The organism is Streptomyces sp. NPDC046909, from assembly GCF_040644695.1.
In the GTDB taxonomy this organism is placed as follows: domain Bacteria; phylum Actinomycetota; class Actinomycetes; order Streptomycetales; family Streptomycetaceae; genus Streptomyces.
Window position 1 is genome coordinate 836,032 of the sequence record NZ_JBEYXC010000004.1, and the last position, 17,823, is coordinate 853,854.

15 protein-coding genes are annotated in these 17,823 nt (G+C 70.2%); 13 read left to right on the forward strand and 2 right to left on the reverse strand.

Going from position 1 to position 17,823, the window contains the following annotated elements; translation table 11 throughout:
* Positions 1–12 precede the first annotated feature (12 nt).
* Together ABZ928_RS16805 and ABZ928_RS16810 are read left to right on the forward strand one after the other, a co-directional pair.
* On the forward strand, positions 13–738 hold the full coding sequence (locus tag ABZ928_RS16805) for a hypothetical protein (RefSeq protein WP_361518834.1): 726 nt from the start codon (positions 13–15) through the stop codon (positions 736–738).
* Between the two features lie 35 nt (positions 739–773).
* Positions 774–1,352 carry a chorismate mutase gene (locus tag ABZ928_RS16810; protein ID WP_361518836.1) on the forward strand — a complete coding sequence of 193 codons (579 nt, stop codon included), beginning with the start codon at positions 774–776 and terminating at the stop codon, positions 1,350–1,352.
* A 99-nt stretch (positions 1,353–1,451) separates the two neighbouring features.
* Here the strand turns inward: ABZ928_RS16810 and ABZ928_RS16815 are convergent, their stop codons facing one another.
* Both ABZ928_RS16815 and ABZ928_RS16820 read right to left on the reverse strand, forming a co-directional pair.
* Complete coding sequence (locus ABZ928_RS16815) at positions 1,452–3,491, reverse strand: TIM-barrel domain-containing protein (RefSeq protein ID WP_361518837.1); 2,040 nt, start codon at positions 3,489–3,491, stop codon at positions 1,452–1,454.
* Positions 3,492–3,573: 82 nt separating this feature from the next.
* Positions 3,574–4,581 (reverse strand): LacI family DNA-binding transcriptional regulator, encoded by a 1,008-nt coding sequence (locus tag ABZ928_RS16820; RefSeq protein WP_361518839.1) that lies wholly within the window; start codon positions 4,579–4,581, stop codon positions 3,574–3,576.
* A gap of 411 nt (positions 4,582–4,992) precedes the next feature.
* Between ABZ928_RS16820 and ABZ928_RS16825 the strand changes: the two genes are divergently transcribed.
* From ABZ928_RS16825 to ABZ928_RS16875, 11 genes are all read left to right on the forward strand, one after another.
* Entirely contained in the window at positions 4,993–6,921 is a 1,929-nt protein-coding gene (locus ABZ928_RS16825; RefSeq protein WP_361518841.1) for an acyl-CoA dehydrogenase family protein, read from the forward strand.
* A 243-nt stretch (positions 6,922–7,164) separates the two neighbouring features.
* Positions 7,165–8,454, forward strand: coding sequence for a 1-deoxy-D-xylulose-5-phosphate reductoisomerase (gene dxr / locus ABZ928_RS16830; protein WP_361518941.1), 1,290 nt, complete (start codon positions 7,165–7,167; stop codon positions 8,452–8,454).
* Positions 8,455–8,462: 8 nt separating this feature from the next.
* A complete protein-coding gene (locus tag ABZ928_RS16835) occupies positions 8,463–9,755 on the forward strand; it encodes a site-2 protease family protein (RefSeq protein WP_361518943.1) in 1,293 nt (430 codons plus the stop codon).
* Between the two features lie 170 nt (positions 9,756–9,925).
* On the forward strand, positions 9,926–11,083 hold the full coding sequence (gene ispG / locus ABZ928_RS16840) for a flavodoxin-dependent (E)-4-hydroxy-3-methylbut-2-enyl-diphosphate synthase (RefSeq protein ID WP_361518843.1): 1,158 nt from the start codon (positions 9,926–9,928) through the stop codon (positions 11,081–11,083).
* Positions 11,084–11,297: 214 nt separating this feature from the next.
* A complete protein-coding gene (locus ABZ928_RS16845; protein WP_361518845.1) occupies positions 11,298–12,146 on the forward strand; it encodes a GNAT family N-acetyltransferase in 849 nt (282 codons plus the stop codon).
* A gap of 67 nt (positions 12,147–12,213) precedes the next feature.
* Positions 12,214–12,777 (forward strand): GNAT family N-acetyltransferase, encoded by a 564-nt coding sequence (locus tag ABZ928_RS16850; RefSeq protein ID WP_361518846.1) that lies wholly within the window; start codon positions 12,214–12,216, stop codon positions 12,775–12,777.
* Between the two features lie 73 nt (positions 12,778–12,850).
* Positions 12,851–14,554 (forward strand): proline--tRNA ligase, encoded by a 1,704-nt coding sequence (locus tag ABZ928_RS16855; protein WP_361518848.1) that lies wholly within the window; start codon positions 12,851–12,853, stop codon positions 14,552–14,554.
* A 110-nt stretch (positions 14,555–14,664) separates the two neighbouring features.
* Complete coding sequence (locus tag ABZ928_RS16860) at positions 14,665–15,009, forward strand: hypothetical protein (RefSeq protein WP_361518849.1); 345 nt, start codon at positions 14,665–14,667, stop codon at positions 15,007–15,009.
* Entirely contained in the window at positions 15,006–16,031 is a 1,026-nt protein-coding gene (locus tag ABZ928_RS16865; protein ID WP_361518851.1) for an FAD:protein FMN transferase, read from the forward strand. Before ABZ928_RS16860 ends, ABZ928_RS16865 begins: the two co-directional genes overlap by 4 nt.
* Entirely contained in the window at positions 16,028–16,612 is a 585-nt protein-coding gene (locus tag ABZ928_RS16870) for a ferric reductase-like transmembrane domain-containing protein (protein WP_361518853.1), read from the forward strand. The genes ABZ928_RS16865 and ABZ928_RS16870 overlap by 4 nt, the downstream gene beginning before the upstream one ends.
* Complete coding sequence (locus tag ABZ928_RS16875; protein ID WP_361518854.1) at positions 16,609–17,823, forward strand: NADH-ubiquinone oxidoreductase-F iron-sulfur binding region domain-containing protein; 1,215 nt, start codon at positions 16,609–16,611, stop codon at positions 17,821–17,823. The genes ABZ928_RS16870 and ABZ928_RS16875 overlap by 4 nt, the downstream gene beginning before the upstream one ends.

Below are 17,823 nucleotides of genomic sequence, written 5' to 3' on the forward strand. Positions count from 1 at the left end.
GGAAGGGACACCATGGCAAAGAGCACGAACAGCAAGCTGCGCAAGGCCACCATGGCCGTACTGGCCCCCGCGATGGCCCTCGGCGCCACCGTCGGCCTCGCCTCCGCACCCGCTTCCGCCGCCGTCTGGAACTCCTGCGACCAGTGGGGCAACACGACCCTGAACGGCTACACGCTCTACAACAACATCTGGGGCTCCGGCGCCGGCAGCCAGTGCATCTGGGCCAACTCCGGCACCAACTGGGGGGTTTGGGCCAACCACCCCAACACCGGCGGCATCAAGTCCTATCCGAACGCCAAGAAGGTGGTCAACAAGACCATCGCCTCGCTCGGTTCGCTCTCCAGCAGCTACAACGTCACCGTCCCGTCGTCCGGCGCGTACAACACGTCGTACGACATCTGGGACACCGACTACGACTACGAGATCATGCTCTGGGTCAACTACAACGGAGCCGTCGGCCCGCTCGGCACCTCGCAGGGCAACGTCACCCTCGGCGGCCACACCTGGACCGTCTACAAGGGCACCAACGGCGCCAACGAGGTCTTCTCGTTCCTGCGCACCTCGGACTCCAGCTCCGGGACCGTGAACATCAAGTCGATCCTCACCTGGATCTCGGGCACCAAGGGCTGGATGTCCAGCAGCGAGACCATCGGGGACGTCCAGTTCGGCTACGAGATCACGTCCTCGTCCGGCGGGCTTGATTTCCAAACCAACAACCTGACCGTCAGCAGCAGTTGACCCAACGGGGTGGGATCGCGGGGTTATATGAACCCATGCGTATCACCACCCCCCTCATCACCACCGCGTTCGCCGCCGCCGCGCTGCTCGCCTCCCCGGGCAGCGCGACGGCGGCTCCCGCGTCCTCTGCCTCCGCCTCCGCCCTGCTGCCCGTCGCGTCCCTGGCGGCCGACCGCCTCGCCACCGCCGACCTCGTGGCCGCAGCCAAGTGGGGCACCGACAGCCCCATCGACGACCCCGCCCGTGAACAGCAGGTCCTCGACTCCGTCGCCGCCCAGGCCGAGCAGATCGGCGCCGACCCCGACGAGATCCGGACCGTCTTCCGCGACCAGATCGAGGCCAACAAGACCGTCCAGCGCGCCCTGTTCCGCCGCTGGACCGCCCACCCCGACGAGGCGCCGACGACCAAGCCGGACCTGAGCGTCGTACGGCAGACCATCAACCGCATCAACACGGGCCTGGTCACCGCCCTCGCCGACACCACCCCGGACCGGTCCTCGGTCGGCTGCCGCCCCGAACTCGCCCTCGCCGTGGTCGAGGTCCACCACGAGAAGCACCCGGACCCGCTGCACACCGCCGCGCTCGTCCGCTCGCTCGCCTCCGTCTGCCGCTGACACAGAGCCCCCGGCACAAAGCAGCCGGCAGGCAGTCGCTGACACGCGCGTGCGGCCGGTCCCTCCCCTATCGGGACCGGCCGCACGCTGGTCCCGCGGCTACTCCGCTACGGGAAGCCGCGCCCCGTCCCGCAGGAACAGCGGGATGCGGTCCAGAGGGGCGTCGACGGTCACCGTCGTGCCGCCCTCGTACGTCTCACCGGTCCACGCGTCCGTCCAGGTCGCGCCCGCCGGGAGATAGGCCGTGCGGGCCGTCGCGCCCGCCGTCAGCACGGGGGCTACCAGCAGATCGCCGCCGAAGAGATAGGCGTCGTCGACCGACCAAGTGGCCTGATCCTCGGGGAACTCCAGGAACAGCGGCCGCATCGGCGGCAGGCCTTCCTCGTGGGCCTCCCGCATGACCTTCAGGACGTACGGCTTCAGGCGCTCGCGCAGTCGCAGATAGCGTTCCAGGATCGCCCCGGCCTGCTCGCCGTACGACCACACCTCGTTGGGGCCGCCGGTCATCTCCGGACCCAGCGGCATGCCCGGGTCGCGGAAGCCGTGCAGGCGCATCAGCGGGGACAGGGCACCGAACTGGAACCAGCGGACCATGACTTCGCGGTACGCCTCGTCGTCCGGGTCGCCGCCGTGGAAGCCGCCGATGTCCGTGTTCCACCAAGGGATGCCGGAGAGCGCGGTGTTGAGACCGGCCGCGATCTGGCGGCGCAGGGTCGGGAAGTCGGTGCCGATGTCGCCGGACCACAGGGCGGCGCCGTAGCGCTGACTGCCCGCCCACGCCGAGCGGTTGAGGGTGATGACCTCCTCGCCCTCGGCGCTGAGTCCCTCGTAGAAGGTGCGGGAGTTCTCGGCCGGGTAGCTGTTGCCGACCTCCAGGCCCGGGCCCGCCCAGTACCGCAGATTCTCCTGGAAGCCCGGCTTCAGCTCGGGCTCGCAGGCGTCCAGCCAGAAGGCCGTGATGCCGTACGGGGTGAGGTAGTTGTCGCGGACGCGCGACCACAGGAAGTCACGGGCCTCGGGGTTGGTGGCGTCGTAGAAGGCGACCTGGACGGTGGAGGCGACCTCCTTGTCCGGCCAGTCGGCGTGCGCCATCGGGCCGTACTGGGTGCCGATGAAGTAGCCGCGCTGCTCCATGAGTTGATGGTTCTCGCTGAGCGGCGACACCGACGGCCAGACGGAGACGACGAGTTTGATGCCGAGCTCCTCCAACTCCCGCACCATCGCCGCCGGGTCGGGCCACTCCGTCAGGTCGAACTTCCAGTCGCCCAGGTGTGTCCAGTGGAAGAAGTCGCAGACGATCGCGGAGATCGGCAGCCCCCGGCGCTTGTACTCCCGTGCCACGGCGAGGAGTTCGTCCTGGGTGCGATAGCGCAGCTTGCACTGCCAGAAGCCCGCCGCCCACTCCGGCAGCATCGGGGTGCGGCCGGTGACGGCGGAGTACCGGCGCTGGCCGTCGGCCGGGGTGCCCGCGGTGATCCAGTAGTCGATCTGCCGGGCCGAATCGGCCACCCAGCGCGTCCCGTTGCGGGCGAGCTCCACACGGCCGATCGCCGGGTTGTTCCACAGCAGGGTGTAGCCGCGGCTGGACGTCAGCACCGGGATACCGACCTCGGCGTTGCGCTGCACCAGGTCCAGGACCAGCCCCTTCTGGTCGAACCGGCCGTGCTGGTGCTGGCCGAGCCCGTACAGCTTCTCGTCCTCGTAGGCGGCGAACCGCTGCTCCAGACGGTGGTGGCCGTTGCCGACGGCGGTGTAGAGGCGCGACCCCGGCCACCAGAAGTGGGCGCGCTCCTCGGCGAGGAGTTCCGAGAGATCGTCCGTCCTCAGGAAGCGGATCAGACCCTCGGCGTTGACCACGACCGTGAGGGCCCCGACCGTCAACTGCCCCTGTCCGCCCTCGATCTTGACCGTGTACGACGTCGAGGGCGCCCCTTCGAGCAGCGCACCCGGCAGTCCGTCGAGGACCGGTCCGCCGAGCCGGGCCCGCACCCGGACGGCGTCCGGGCCCCAGGGCTCGATCCGGAGGGTCTCCTGACGGCCGCTCCACTCCAGCCCGCCGTCCCGCTCCCGGAACGTACCGACGGTGGGAGACGACTGCGCGAGGCTTACCTGGGTCTGGTTTTCGGCAGGCTGATTCACGTGGTGTGCTCCTGGGAGGAGTGCAGACATGGGGGTGCCCTGGTGAGTCAGGGCGGACGCGCCCGGCACGAGGGCGGGTGGGCTACTCCGGTGCCGGACCCGTGCTCGCCCGGACCGTCAACTCGGGTGCGATCAGGACGACTTCGTCACTGCCGTGCCCGTCGAGCTTGGCCACCAGGCGCTCCACGGCATGCCGTCCCATCTCCTGCGCGGGGATGGCGACCGACGTCAGCCGCACCGAGGCCTGGGTGGCGACCTGGTCGGGACAGACCGCGACGACCGAGACGTCCTCGGGCACGGCACGGCCCTGCTGGCGCAGCAGGGCGAGCAGCGGCTCGACGGCCGACTCGTTCTGCACGACGAACCCCGTGGTGGCCGGGCGCTCGTCGAGGATCCGGGCGAGGGTCACGGCCATCGCGTCGTAGCCGCCCTCGCAGGGCCGGTGCAGCAGTCGTACGCCCAACTCCTGGGCCCGCGACCGCAGTCCTTCGAGCGTGCGCTCGGCGAAACCGGTGTGCCGTTCGTAGACCGCCGGGGCCTCGCCGATGACAGCGATGTCGCGGTGACCGAGCATCGCGAGATGCTCCACGCAGAGCGCGCCCGTCGCCCTGAAGTCGAGGTCCACGCAGGTGAGTCCGGAGGTGTCGGCGGGGAGGCCGATGAGGACGGACGGCTGATCGGTGCCGCGCAGCAACGGCAGTCGCTCGTCGTCGAGTTCGACGTCCATCAGGATCATCGCGTCGGCGAGCCCGCTGCCGGTGACGCGGCGTACGGCGTCGGGGCCCTCCTCGCCGGTGAGCAGCAGGACGTCGTACCCGTGGGTCCGGGCCGTGGTGGCGACGGCGATGGCGATCTCCATCATCACCGGTACGTACATGTCGGTGCGCAGCGGGACCATCAGCGCGATGATGTTCGACCTGCTGCTGGCGAGGGCGCGGGCGCCCGCGTTCGGGTGGTAGCCCAGCTCGCGGATGCTCTGCTCGACCCGCTGCCGGGTGGCTCCGGAGATGGACCGCTTGCCGCTGAGGACATAGCTCACCGTGCTCGCCGAGACTCCGGCGTGCTGGGCGACCTCGGCGAGGGTGACCATCCAGCTCTCCCAGCGTTGTGAAGCGCTTCGACAGTGCGCGGTACGAATAAGGCGGGGTGGGGGTGGTTCGACAGTAGCTGTACCGGGGGTGGGTGTCCATAGGTTGTCGAAGCGCTTCGACATTCGACTTCCGGCAGCTGTTCGGTGGATCGGCCCGCAACGGCAACGTATCCCGCCCGGGCGGCCACTGAAGGACGTAACCGACTACCCCCATCGTGAGGACCGCCCCATGCGGCACCGCCGCCTGACGGGCACCGGCCGCCTTGACACCGAGGCGTACTCCGTCAACGTCGGCTGAACGGCCGCGTCCCAGGGGTGGTGGGCGCGCCCGGGATCGGGTACATACGATCGAGTAGCACCGGTCGGTAACCATTCGGTCCCATGATCCCGATTAGCGGCGAGGTGAGCCTCATGTCCGCACAACCGAAGCCCGTCGTCACCGAACGCGAGGCCCGCCAGGTGGCGGAGGCGGCCCGGGAACAGGACTGGCGCAAGCCCAGCTTCGCCAAGGAACTGTTCCTCGGCCGCTTCCGGCTCGACCTCATCCACCCCCACCCCATGCCGCCCGCCGACGACGCCCAGCGCGGCGAGGAGTTCCTCGCCAAGCTCCGCGACTTCTGCGAGACCAAGGTCGACGGCGCCCTCATCGAACGAGAGGCCCGCATCCCCGACGAGGTCATCAACGGCCTCAAGGAGATCGGCGCCCTCGGCATGAAGATCGACACCAAGTACGGCGGCCTCGGCCTCACCCAGGTGTACTACAACAAGGCCCTCGCCCTCGCCGGCTCCGCCAGCCCCGCGATCGGCGTGCTCCTCTCCGCCCATCAGTCGATCGGCGTACCCCAGCCGCTGAAGCTCTTCGGCACCCAGGAGCAGAAGGAGACGTTCCTGCCCCGGTGCGCCCGCACCGACATCAGCGCCTTCCTCCTCACCGAACCGGACGTCGGCTCCGACCCGGCCCGCCTCGCCACCTCCGCCGTACCGGACGGCGACGACTACGTCCTCGACGGGGTGAAGCTCTGGACCACCAACGGAGTCGTCGCCGACCTCCTGGTCGTGATGGCCCGGGTCCCCAAGAGCGAGGGCCACAAGGGCGGCATCACCGCCTTCGTCGTCGAGACCAACTCGCCCGGCATCACCGTCGAGAACCGCAACGCCTTCATGGGCCTGCGCGGCATCGAGAACGGCGTCACCCGCTTCCACCAGGTCCGCGTCCCGGCGGCGAACCGCATCGGCCCGGAGGGCGCCGGCCTGAAGATCGCCCTGACGACCCTCAACACGGGCCGCCTCTCGCTGCCCGCCTCCTGCGTCGCGGCCGGCAAGTGGTGTCTGAAGATCGCCCGCGAATGGTCGGCGGCCCGCGAGCAGTGGGGCAAGCCCATCGCCCACCACGAGGCCGTCGGCGCGAAGATCAGCTTCATCGCGGCCACCACCTTCGCCCTGGAAGCGGTCCTGGACCTCTCCTCCCAGATGGCCGACGAGGACCGCAACGACATCCGCATCGAGGGCGCCCTCGCCAAGCTCTTCGCCTCCGAGATGGGCTGGCTCATCGCCGACGAACTCGTCCAGATCCGAGGCGGCCGAGGCTTCGAGACGGCGGCCTCCCTGGCGGCCCGGGGCGAACGAGCGGTCCCGGCGGAACAGGTCCTGCGAGACCTCCGTATCAACCGCATCTTCGAGGGCTCGACCGAGATCATGCACCTCCTGATCGCCCGAGAAGCGGTGGACGCCCATCTGTCGGTCGCAGGCGACCTGATCGACCCGGACAAGTCCCTTTCGGACAAGGCGAAAGCGGGCGCCCAGGCAGGCGCCTTCTACGCCAGGTGGCTCCCGAAACTGGTCGCGGGTCAGGGTCAACTCCCTTACTCCTACGGCGAGTTCAAGCAAGAGGTAGACCTCTCGCCGCACCTCCGCTACGTAGAACGCACCTCCCGCAAACTCGCCCGCTCCACCTTCTACGCCATGTCCCGCTGGCAGGGCCGCATGGAGACCAAGCAGAACTTCCTCGGCCGGATCGTCGACATCGGCGCCGAACTCTTCGCGATGAGCGCCGCCTGCGTCCGCGCCGAACTCCTCCGCACCTCCGAGGACCACGGCCGCCAGGCCTACCAACTCGCCGACACTTTCTGCCGCCAGTCCCGCATCCGCGTCGAGGAACTCTTCGGCCGCCTGTGGACCAACACCGACGACGTCGACCGCAGGGTCGTCAAGGGCGTCCTGTCCGGCACCTACGAATGGCTGGAGGACGGCATCGTCGACCCGTCGGGCGAGGGCCCGTGGATCGCCGACGCCACCCCGGGCCCCAGCGAACGGGACAACGTCCACCGCCCGATCCGCTGACCGGCCCATGACAGCAAGCGTCCCCCGGAGAACCTCCTTCGAGTCTCCTTCGGGGGACGCGCTGTCCTCACACACCGTCCTTACGGCAACAATGGGGGGATGAGCGACAGTCCAACCCCTCGAGGGCACGGGCCGGAAGCCCCGTCTGCCCCGCGACGCCATGCACGCACTCTCGGCGCACCGGGCGCTGACCCAAGTACATCCAGTACGAGGGTCAGCGCCCGGCACGCCGAGAGCACGCACCTGACGCCGCAGGGCCCGCCCTCCGGGCGGACGACGGGGCTTCCGGCCCGCGCCCTCGCCGACCCACATCTCGTCTACGACCCTGTCGCGGGCGACGGCCCCAAGGACGTGGTGATCCTCGGCTCCACCGGGTCGATCGGCACCCAGGCCATCGACCTCGTCCTGCGCAACCCGGACCGCTTCCGGGTCACCGCGCTCTCCGCCAACGGCGGCCGGGTCGCCCTCCTCGCCGAGCAGGCCCACCGGCTCGGGGTACGGACCGTCGCGGTCGCCCGCGAGGACGTCGTACCGCAGCTGCGCGAGGCCCTGACGAGCCTGTACGGCGTCGGCGAACCGCTCCCCGAGATCCTCGCCGGACCGGACGCGGCCACCGAGGCCGCCGCCTCCGACGCCCATACCGTCCTCAACGGCATCACCGGCTCCATCGGCCTCGCCCCGACCCTCGCCGCCCTGGAGGCGGGCCGCACCCTCGCGCTCGCCAACAAGGAGTCGCTCATCGTCGGCGGCCCGCTGGTCAAGGCCCTCGCCAAGCCCGGACAGATCATCCCGGTCGACTCCGAGCACGCGGCCCTCTTCCAGGCGCTGGCCTCCGGGACCAGGGCGGACGTACGGAAGCTGGTCGTGACAGCGTCCGGCGGCCCCTTCCGCGGCCGTACCAAGAAAGACCTCGCACAGGTCACCGTCGAGGACGCCCTCGCCCACCCCACCTGGGCCATGGGCCCGGTGATCACGATCAACTCCGCGACCCTCGTCAACAAGGGACTGGAGGTCATCGAGGCACACCTCCTCTACGACATTCCCTTCGACCGCATTGAGGTGGTCGTGCATCCCCAGTCGTATGTCCACTCGATGGTTGAGTTCACGGACGGATCGACGATCGCCCAGGCGACACCCCCCGACATGCGCGGGCCCATCGCCATCGGCCTCGGCTGGCCGGAGCGCGTCCCCGACGCGGCCCCCGCCTTCGACTGGAGCAAGGCGTCGACGTGGGAGTTCTTCCCGCTCGACAACGACGCCTTCCCCTCGGTCGGCCTCGCGCGCCACGTGGGGGAGCTCGCGGGCACGGCCCCGGCGGTGTTCAATGCCGCCAACGAGGAGTGCGTGGAGGCCTTCAGGTCCGGCGCGCTGCCGTTCAACGGGATCATGGAGACCGTGACCCGCGTCGTGGAGGAGCACGGCACGCCGGTCACGGGAACCTCACTCACCGTGTCGGACGTCCTCGAAGCGGAGACCTGGGCGCGGACCCGGGCCCGGGAACTGACGGCACAGACGGCGGAGGCCCGTGCATGACGACCCTGATGTTCATCCTCGGCATAGTGCTCTTCGCCTTCGGACTCCTGGTCTCGATCGCGTGGCACGAGCTGGGCCACCTCTCCACGGCCAAGCTGTTCGGCATCCGCGTGCCGCAGTACATGGTCGGCTTCGGCCCGACCATCTGGTCGCGTGACAAGGGTGAGACCGAGTACGGCGTCAAGGCCATCCCGTTCGGCGGCTACATCCGCATGATCGGCATGTTCCCGCCCGGCCCCGACGGCAAGCTGGAGGCCCGCTCCACCTCGCCGTGGCGCGGCATGATCGAGGACGCCCGCTCGGCCGCGTACGAGGAGCTCCAGCCGGGCGACGAGAACCGCATGTTCTACACCCGCAAGCCCTGGAAACGGGTCATCGTGATGTTCGCGGGCCCGTTCATGAACCTGATCCTCGCGGTCGCCCTGTTCCTGACGGTGCTGATGGGCTTCGGCATCCAGCAGCAGACCACCGACGTCGCCTCGGTCTCCCCGTGCGTGATCTCCCAGAGCGAGAACCGCGACACCTGCAAGAGCACCGACAAGGCGTCCCCGGCGGCGGCCGCCGGCATGAAGAAGGGCGACAAGATCGTCTCCTTCGCCGGGGTGCGGACCGACGACTGGAACACCCTCTCCGACCTCATCCGCGACAGCGCCGGCAAGACGGTCCCGATCGTCGTCGACCGCGACGGCAAGCAGGTCGACCTCAAGGCGACCATCGCCACCAACCTCGTTGCGAAGAAGGACTCCAGCGGCGCCTACGTCCAGGGCGAGTACGTCAAGGCCGGCTTCCTCGGCTTCAGCGCCGCCACCGGCGTCGTCAAGCAGGACTTCGGCGACTCGGTGGTCTGGATGACGGACCGCGTCGGCGACGCCGTCGACTCGCTGGCCGCCCTCCCCTCGAAGATCCCGGCCCTCTGGGACGCCGCCTTCGGCGACGGCCAGCGCGAACCGGACTCCCCGATGGGCGTGGTCGGCGCGGCACGGGTGGGCGGCGAGATCGCGACCCTGGACATCCCCGCATCCCAGCAACTGGCGATGTTCGTGATGCTCCTCGCGGGCTTCAACCTCTCCCTGTTCCTCTTCAACATGCTCCCGCTGCTGCCCCTGGACGGCGGCCACATCGCGGGCGCCCTGTGGGAGTCCCTGCGCCGCAACGTGGCCAAGGTCATGCGCCGCCCGGACCCGGGCCCGTTCGACGTGGCGAAGCTGATGCCGGTGGCCTACGTGGTGGCGGGCATCTTCATCTGCTTCACCGTCCTGGTCCTGATCGCCGACGTGGTTAACCCGGTGAGAATCTCCTAGTCATACGGCGTTCGCGGCGGCCCGGCACTCTGTGTGCCGGGCCGTCCCCGTTCGTGTGGGTTGACCAGTGGGATGTGCCCGGGCCTGCGCACGTGCCGTAATCTCGAAGCCTGGAGCCCACTGTTCCGTTGGCGCCGGACCTTGATCCACGACTTGGGGTTGCACAGCAGATGACTGCGATTTCTCTCGGCATGCCGTCCGTTCCGACCAGGGTTGCCGAGCGCCGCAAGAGCCGGCAGATCCAGGTCGGCACCGTAGCGGTCGGCGGCGACGCCCCGGTCTCCGTCCAGTCGATGACCACGACCCGTACGTCCGACATCGGCGCGACCCTCCAGCAGATCGCCGAGCTCACGGCCTCCGGCTGCCAGATCGTGCGCGTGGCCTGCCCCACGCAGGACGACGCGGACGCGCTGTCGACCATCGCCCGCAAGTCCCAGATCCCGGTCATCGCCGACATCCACTTCCAGCCGAAGTACGTCTTCGCGGCCATCGAGGCCGGCTGCGCCGCGGTCCGGGTGAACCCCGGCAACATCAAGCAGTTCGACGACAAGGTCAAGGAGATCGCGAAGGCCGCCAAGGACCACGGCACCCCGATCCGCATCGGCGTCAACGCCGGCTCCCTGGACCGCCGTCTGCTCCAGAAGTACGGCAAGGCGACCCCCGAGGCCCTCGTCGAATCGGCCCTCTGGGAGGCGTCCCTCTTCGAGGAGCACGACTTCCGGGACATCAAGATCTCGGTCAAGCACAACGACCCGGTCGTCATGATCGAGGCCTACAAGCAGCTCGCCGCCCAGTGCGACTACCCCCTCCACCTCGGCGTGACGGAGGCGGGCCCGGCCTTCCAGGGCACGATCAAGTCCGCCGTGGCCTTCGGCGCCCTCCTCTCCCAGGGCATCGGCGACACGATCCGGGTGTCTCTGTCCGCGCCCCCCGCGGAGGAGGTCAAGGTCGGCATCCAGATCCTGGAGTCCCTCAACCTCAAGCAGCGCGGCCTGGAGATCGTCTCCTGCCCCTCCTGCGGCCGCGCCCAGGTCGACGTCTACAAGCTCGCCGAAGAAGTCACCGCGGGCCTGACCGGCATGGAGGTCCCCCTCCGCGTCGCCGTCATGGGCTGCGTCGTCAACGGCCCCGGCGAGGCCCGCGAGGCCGACCTCGGCGTCGCCTCCGGCAACGGCAAGGGCCAGATCTTCGTCAAGGGCGAGGTCATCAAGACCGTCCCCGAGTCCAAGATCGTGGAGACCTTGATCGAGGAGGCCATGAAGCTGGCTGAACAGATGGAGGCGGACGGAGTGGAGTCGGGCGAGCCGTCGGTGGCGGTAGCGGGTTAAGGGGGCCGAAGGCCCCTCAGGGGCGCGGGGAACTGCGCGATCAGCCCCCACGACCCGCAGCCGCCCACGCCGCACAGCTCCCGAGCTCATGGGCGACCGGCAACCCCCACGCCCCGCACCTCAAGAACAACGGCCACCTCCACTGGGCGGCACGGCTCAGCTTCCGCAGGTACAGTGCGGAGATCAGAGCTGTCCCCAGTGTGAGGCCCCGCCCGTGTTGACCCAGACGACCTCCCGGGTCCTCGAACCGAGCGACCTGGACGCCGCGCTCGCCGTCCTCGACCGCGAGCCGGTCGCGAACGCCTTCGTGACATCGAGGGTCCAGGTCGCCGGCCTCGACCCGTGGCGGCTCGGCGGCGAGATGTGGGGCTGGTACGAGGACGGCATGCTGACGTCCCTCTGCTACGCCGGCGCCAACCTGGTCCCGATCTGCGCCACCCCGAGAGCCGTCCGCGCCTTCGCCGACCGCGCCCGCAGGGCAGGCCGCCGCTGTTCCTCGATCGTCGGCCCGGCCGACTCGACCGCCGACCTCTGGCGCCTCCTCGAACCCAGCTGGGGCCCCGCCAGAGAGGTCCGCGCCCACCAGCCCCTCATGGTCACCGACCGCATGCCGTCCGACATCGCCCCGGATCCGTACGTCCGCCGCATCCGCAAGGACGAGATGGAGACGATCATGCCGGCGTGCGTGGCGATGTTCACCGAGGAGGTGGGCGTCTCCCCGCTGGCCGGCGACGGCGGCCTCCTCTACCAGGCGAGGGTCGCCGAACTCGTCGGCGCCGGCCGCTCGTTCGCCCGCCTCGACCACGACGGCAAGGTCGTCTTCAAGGCCGAGATCGGCGCGGCCACGACCCAGGCCTGCCAGATCCAGGGCGTCTGGGTGGCCCCCGAGTACCGGGGGAGGGGCCTGGCGGCCCCGGGCATGGCAGCGGTCCTGCGCTACGCCCTCGCGGACGTGGCCCCCGTGGTGAGTCTGTACGTCAACGACTTCAACACGGCGGCGAGAAGGACGTACAGGCGAGTCGGCTTCCAAGAGGTCGGTGCGTTCATGAGCGTTCTCTTCTGAGACATGGGCGTTCTCTTCTGAGATACGCACCCGCCCCACACCACGCACCCCCCTATACGATCCCCACATGCGATTTCCCGGTCACGGCCACCGCCACCCCCAAGACGTCGTGATCGGCCCCCTGGACCTCCCCACCCACGTCGACGAGGCCCTCGCCGTCCAGGCGATCGCCTTCGGACTCGGCCCCGACGAGGTCGCCGTGCGCCGCCAGATCGTCCTCCGCCACATGACCTACCCCGGCGCGCGAGCCCTCGGCGCCACGGCAGGCGGCAACCTGGTGGGGTTCGTGTACGGCATGCCCAACGACCGCACCCACTGGTGGTCCACGGTCGTGGAGCCGTACCTCAGAGCCCAGGGCCACGACATCTGGCTGGACGACTCCTTCGTCATCACGGAACTCCACGTCCACCCCCGCTACCAGAACCGCGGAGTGGGCCGCTCCCTGATCACGACGATCACCGACGGCGCCACCGAACCCCGCTCGATCCTCTCCGCGATCGACACCGACAGCCCGGCCCGCGGCCTGTACCACTCCCTCGGCTACACGGACCTCGCCCGCCAGGTCCTCTTCCCCAGCGCCCCGAAGCCGTACGCCGTGATGGGCGCCCCCCTCCCGCTGCGCCACCGCTAACCGATTTCCGCCGCAACCGGCCCCCCGGCTAACCTCCTAGCCATCACCCTTTTCCGGCAGGAGTACGAGAACCATGGCCAACGCACCGGTCCAGCGCATGTCCCAGTTGATGGCGAAGACGCTGCGCGACGACCCGGCGGACGCCGAGGTCCTCAGTCACAAGCTCCTCGTCCGCGCCGGCTATGTCCGCCGCACCGCCGCCGGCATCTGGAGCTGGCTGCCGCTCGGCAAGAAGGTGCTGGCCAACGTCGAGCGGATCGTCCGTGAGGAGATGGACGCGATCGGCGCCCAGGAGGTGCTGCTCCCCGCGATCCTGCCGCGCGAGCCGTACGAGGCGACCGGCCGCTGGGACGAGTACGGCGCCGAGCTGTTCCGCCTCCAGGACCGCAAGGGCGGCGACTATCTCCTCGGCCCGACCCACGAGGAGATCTTCACCCTGCTGGTGAAGGACCAGGCGTCCTCCTACAAGGACCTGCCGGTCATCCTCTACCAGATCCAGCACAAGTACCGTGACGAGGCCCGTCCGCGGGCCGGCATCCTGCGCGGCCGTGAGTTCCTCATGAAGGACTCGTACTCCTTCGACACCGAGGACGAGGGACTGGCCCAGTCCTACGCCCTGCACCGCCAGGCCTACCAGCGCGTCTTCGAGCGCCTCGGCCTCGACTACCGCATCTGCGCGGCGACCGCGGGCGCGATGGGCGGCTCGAAGTCGGAGGAGTTCCTCGCCCCGGCCGGCGCCGGCGAGGACACCTTCGCCGACTGCCCGAACTGCGACTTCGCGGCGAACACCGAGGCGATCTCGTACGAGCTGAAGGCCGTGGACGGCTCCGCCGTGCCCGCCGCCGAGGACATCCCGACCCCGGACACCCCCACCATCGAGACCCTCGCCGCCTCCCTCGGCGTCCCGGCCTCCGCCACCCTCAAGAACCTCCTCGTGAAGGTCGACGGCGAGATCGTGGCCGTCGGTGTCCCCGGCGACCGCGAGGTCGACATGGGCAAGGTCGAGGCGCACTTCGCCCCGGCGACCGTCGAGATGGTCACCGAGACGGACTTCGCGGGCCGCCCGGACCTGGTCCGCGGTTACGTCGGTCCGCAGGGCCTGGGCGAGAAGGTCAAGTACATCGCCGACCCGCGCGTGGCCCCCGGCACCGCGTGGATCACGGGCGCCAACAAGCCGAACACCCACACCAAGAACGTCGTCGCGGGCCGCGACTTCGAGGTCGGCGAGTACGTCGACGTCGTGGTCGTCCAGGACGGCGACCCCTGCCCGAACTGCGGCACCGGCCTCAAGCTGGACCGCGCCATCGAGATCGGCCACATCTTCCAGCTCGGCCGCAAGTACGCCGACGCCCTCAAGCTCGACGTCCTCGGCCAGAACGGCAAGCCCGTCCGCGTCACCATGGGCTCCTACGGCATCGGCGTCTCCCGCGCCGTCGCCGCCCTCGCCGAGCAGACCGCCGACGAGCAGGGCCTGTGCTGGCCCGCCGAGGTCGCCCCGGCCGACGTCCACGTCGTCGCCGCCGGCAAGGCCCTCCAGATCGAACTCGCCCTGGAGGTCTCCGAGAAGCTCCGCGCCGCGGGCCTCCGCGTCCTGGTCGACGACCGCGCCGGTGTCTCCCCGGGCGTGAAGTTCACGGACGCCGAGCTGATCGGCGTACCGAAGATCCTCGTCGCCGGCCGCCGCTCCGCCGAGGGCGTCCTGGAGCTGAAGGACCGCAAGACCGGTGAGCGCGAGGAGCTGACGGTGGACGAGGCGATCGCCCGCCTCAGCGCGTAAAGGAACTCCTCAGAAACGTCTCTGGGACCCTAAAGGGGACTCACAGACTTCTCTCAGGCCGTTCCCCGACCGTAGGACGTGACAGAACGTCACTACGGAGGGGAACGGTCATGAGAACCACGGAACGAGGTGCCGCCGCCGCGGTCCGCAGCGGCGCCCGGCGCACGGCCTCCCTCGCGGCGGCCGTCACACTCGCCGCGGCGGCCGGTGTCTTCGCCCTGGTCGGCACGATGCAGGACGAGGCGACGACGGCGAGCACGAGCACGTCGTCGTCGACATCGGCAAGCACCGACAGCACCGACACCAGCGGCTCGGACTCGACGTCGACCGGCGGGACGGACACGTCCTCGTCCTCCTCCTCGTCCACGACGGACGACAGCTCCTCGTCCTCGTCCTCCGGCGGCCTCACCTCCTCCAGCGGCTCCACCACCGACTCCACCTCGGGGGCGTCGTGACCACCGCCACCGAGATCCCCCGTGTCACGGCCGCCGCCGACTGGCGCGCCCTGGGCACCACCGTCCGCCTGGTCGTCACCGACCCGGCACTGCTGGACTCCTGCAACCTGCTCCTCGCCCGCCACCTGGCCGAGGTCGACGCGGCATGCAGCCGTTTCCGCGAGGACTCGGAACTCTCCGCCCTGGACGCGTCGGCGGGCCGCCCGATCCGCGTAAGCCCCCTGCTGGCGGAGGCCCTGGCGGTCTCCCTGCGCGCCGCGGAGACAACGGACGGCGCCGTCGATCCGACCGTCGGCTCGGCGATGGCGGCGATCGGCTACGACCGCGACTTCACCCTGGTCCGAGAGGACGACCGCCCGCTCCGCCTGACGGTCCGCCGCGCCCCCGGCTGGCGCCTGATCGACCTGGACACCACGACCGGCACGGTCACCGTCCCACCCGGCGTCCGCCTCGACCTCGGCGCCACCGCCAAGGCCTGGGCCGCCGACAAGGCCGCCACGATGCTCGCGGAAGCGGCCGGCTGCGGAGTCCTGGTGAGCCTCGGCGGCGACACCGCCGTAGCGGGCCGGCCCCCGAGGGGCGGCTGGCAGATCCGGGTCCAGGACGTCACCGGCACGGTCGAGGAGACCCCCGCAGAGGGGCCGTACGCCACGGTCGGCCTGCACAGCGGCGGCCTAGCCACCTCGGGCACGGCCGCCCGCAACTGGCGCCGAGGCGACCAGAACCTCCACCACATAGTCGACCCCCGCACAGGCCTGCCGGTCCGCAGCCCGTGGCGCACGGTCTCGGTGGCAGCGCCGACGTGCGCCGAAGCGAACGCGGCGAGTACAGCGGCCTTGGTAAAGGGAGAGGGAGCGGAAACCTGGCTGACGAGGCGAGGCTTGCCGGCACGCCTGGTAAGCCAAGAGGGCCTGGTAGTGACAACCCCGGGCTGGCCAACGGACCTTAGGGGCGCGGGGCTGTGTCAATCAGCCGCTCCGCCGCGGGGCGCGCCAAGCCCCCACCGGGGGACAGCCGCATGACCTCCGAAACCCTCTGGTACGCCAACAGAGCCACCGGCGCAGTCTGCCTGATCCTCTTCACCCTCGTAGTCGTACTGGGCATAGCAGTCCGACTCCGCAGCAGAATCCCCGGCCTCCCCCGCTTCGGCACCATCCGCCTCCACCGCACCCTCTCCCTCTCAGCCACCGCCTTCCTGGCACTGCACATCGCGTTCGCCATAGCCGACAGCTACGTCAACATCACGCTCATGGACGCGGTCATCCCCTTCGCCTCCGACTACCAGCCCCTATGGCTGGGCATGGGCACAGTGGCCGTCGACCTGATGCTCGCCGTCCTGATCACCAGCCTCCTCAGAAACCGCATCGGCCACCGCACCTGGCGAGCAACGCACTGGCTGGCCTACGCCTCCTGGCCGATCGCCCTGATCCACGGCATAGGCATCGGCACGGACACCGGCACCGACTGGATGACATGGCTCACCGTCGCCTGCGTCGCCACGGCCCTGGCCGCCGCAGGCACCCGCGTTGCCGTCGGCGTCCGAGCCTCCCGCCGCACCCCCGCCGCCCTGCTCCGCACCGCCGAAGGAGGCGCCCGCCCGTGACCGCGACCTTCCCCGACCTGCACATGTCCCCCCGCCTGCTGGCCCCCGGCGGCACCCCGGCGGACTTCCCGACGCACGAACAGCGCTACGGCCCCCTGCGGTACGACGCCCCCGAGCCCCTCCTCCGCCTGATCGCGGAGTCGGGACTGACCGGACGCGGGGGAGCGGCGTTCCCGGTGTACCGCAAGCTCGTCTCGGTGGCCGACGCGGGCCGCCGCACGGGCCGTACGCCCGTGGTCATCGCCAATGGCGCGGAGGGCGAGCCGGCGAGCCGCAAGGACAAGACCCTGCTGCACCTCTCCCCGCACCTCGTCCTGGACGGCATCCAGGTGGCCGCCGCGGCGACGGGCGCGCAGGAGGCGTACCTGGCCGTGGAGGAGGGCGCGTCCCACCTGGAGTCGGCTCTCACGCACCGCCGCGACCCCGTCCCCGTGAAGGTCGTACGCCTCCCGAAGCGTTTCCTGTCAGGTCAGTCGTCGGCCCTCGCCCGGTACGTGGACGGAGACACGGCGCTCCCGGCGTACAAGAACCCCCCGATCCGCGAGCGCGGAGTGAACCGGGCCCCGACCCTCGTCCAGAACGTGGAGACCCTCGCCCACCTGGCCCTGATCGCCCGCTACGGTCCGGACTGGTTCCGCTCGGCAGGAACTCCGGCGCAACCCGGCAGCACCCTGTGCACGATCCACACCCAGGGCAGCGAAGTCCGGGTCGTGGAAGCCCCGTTCGGCACCCCGCTGCACCGCCTGCTACCGCTGCACGGCACCTCCGCGGTCCTGCTGGGCGGCTACCACGGCACATGGCTCCCCACACCGCAGGCCGCGGAACTCACCCTCGACGCCACGACGATGGGCGCCGGCGTCCTGGCCACCCTCCCCACCACCCACTGCGGCCTGGCGGAGACGGCCCGAGTCCTGCGCTACCTGGCCCTCCAGTCGGCAGGCCAGTGCGGCCCCTGTCTGAACGGCCTCCCGCGCATCGCCGCCGCGTTCGCGACCCTGGCGACACCAGGCCCCCAGGGCACGAACCGTACCGACATTGCCCGCTGGTCGGGCCTGGTGGAGGGCAGAGGCGCCTGCCACCACCCTGACGGCACGGTCCGCCTGGTCAGAAGCGCGTTGACGACGTTCGCGAGTGAACTGGACGCACACGCGCAGGGATTCTGCACAGCCACGGACAAGTCCCCACTGCTGCCCGTCCCGGAGGAGAACTGA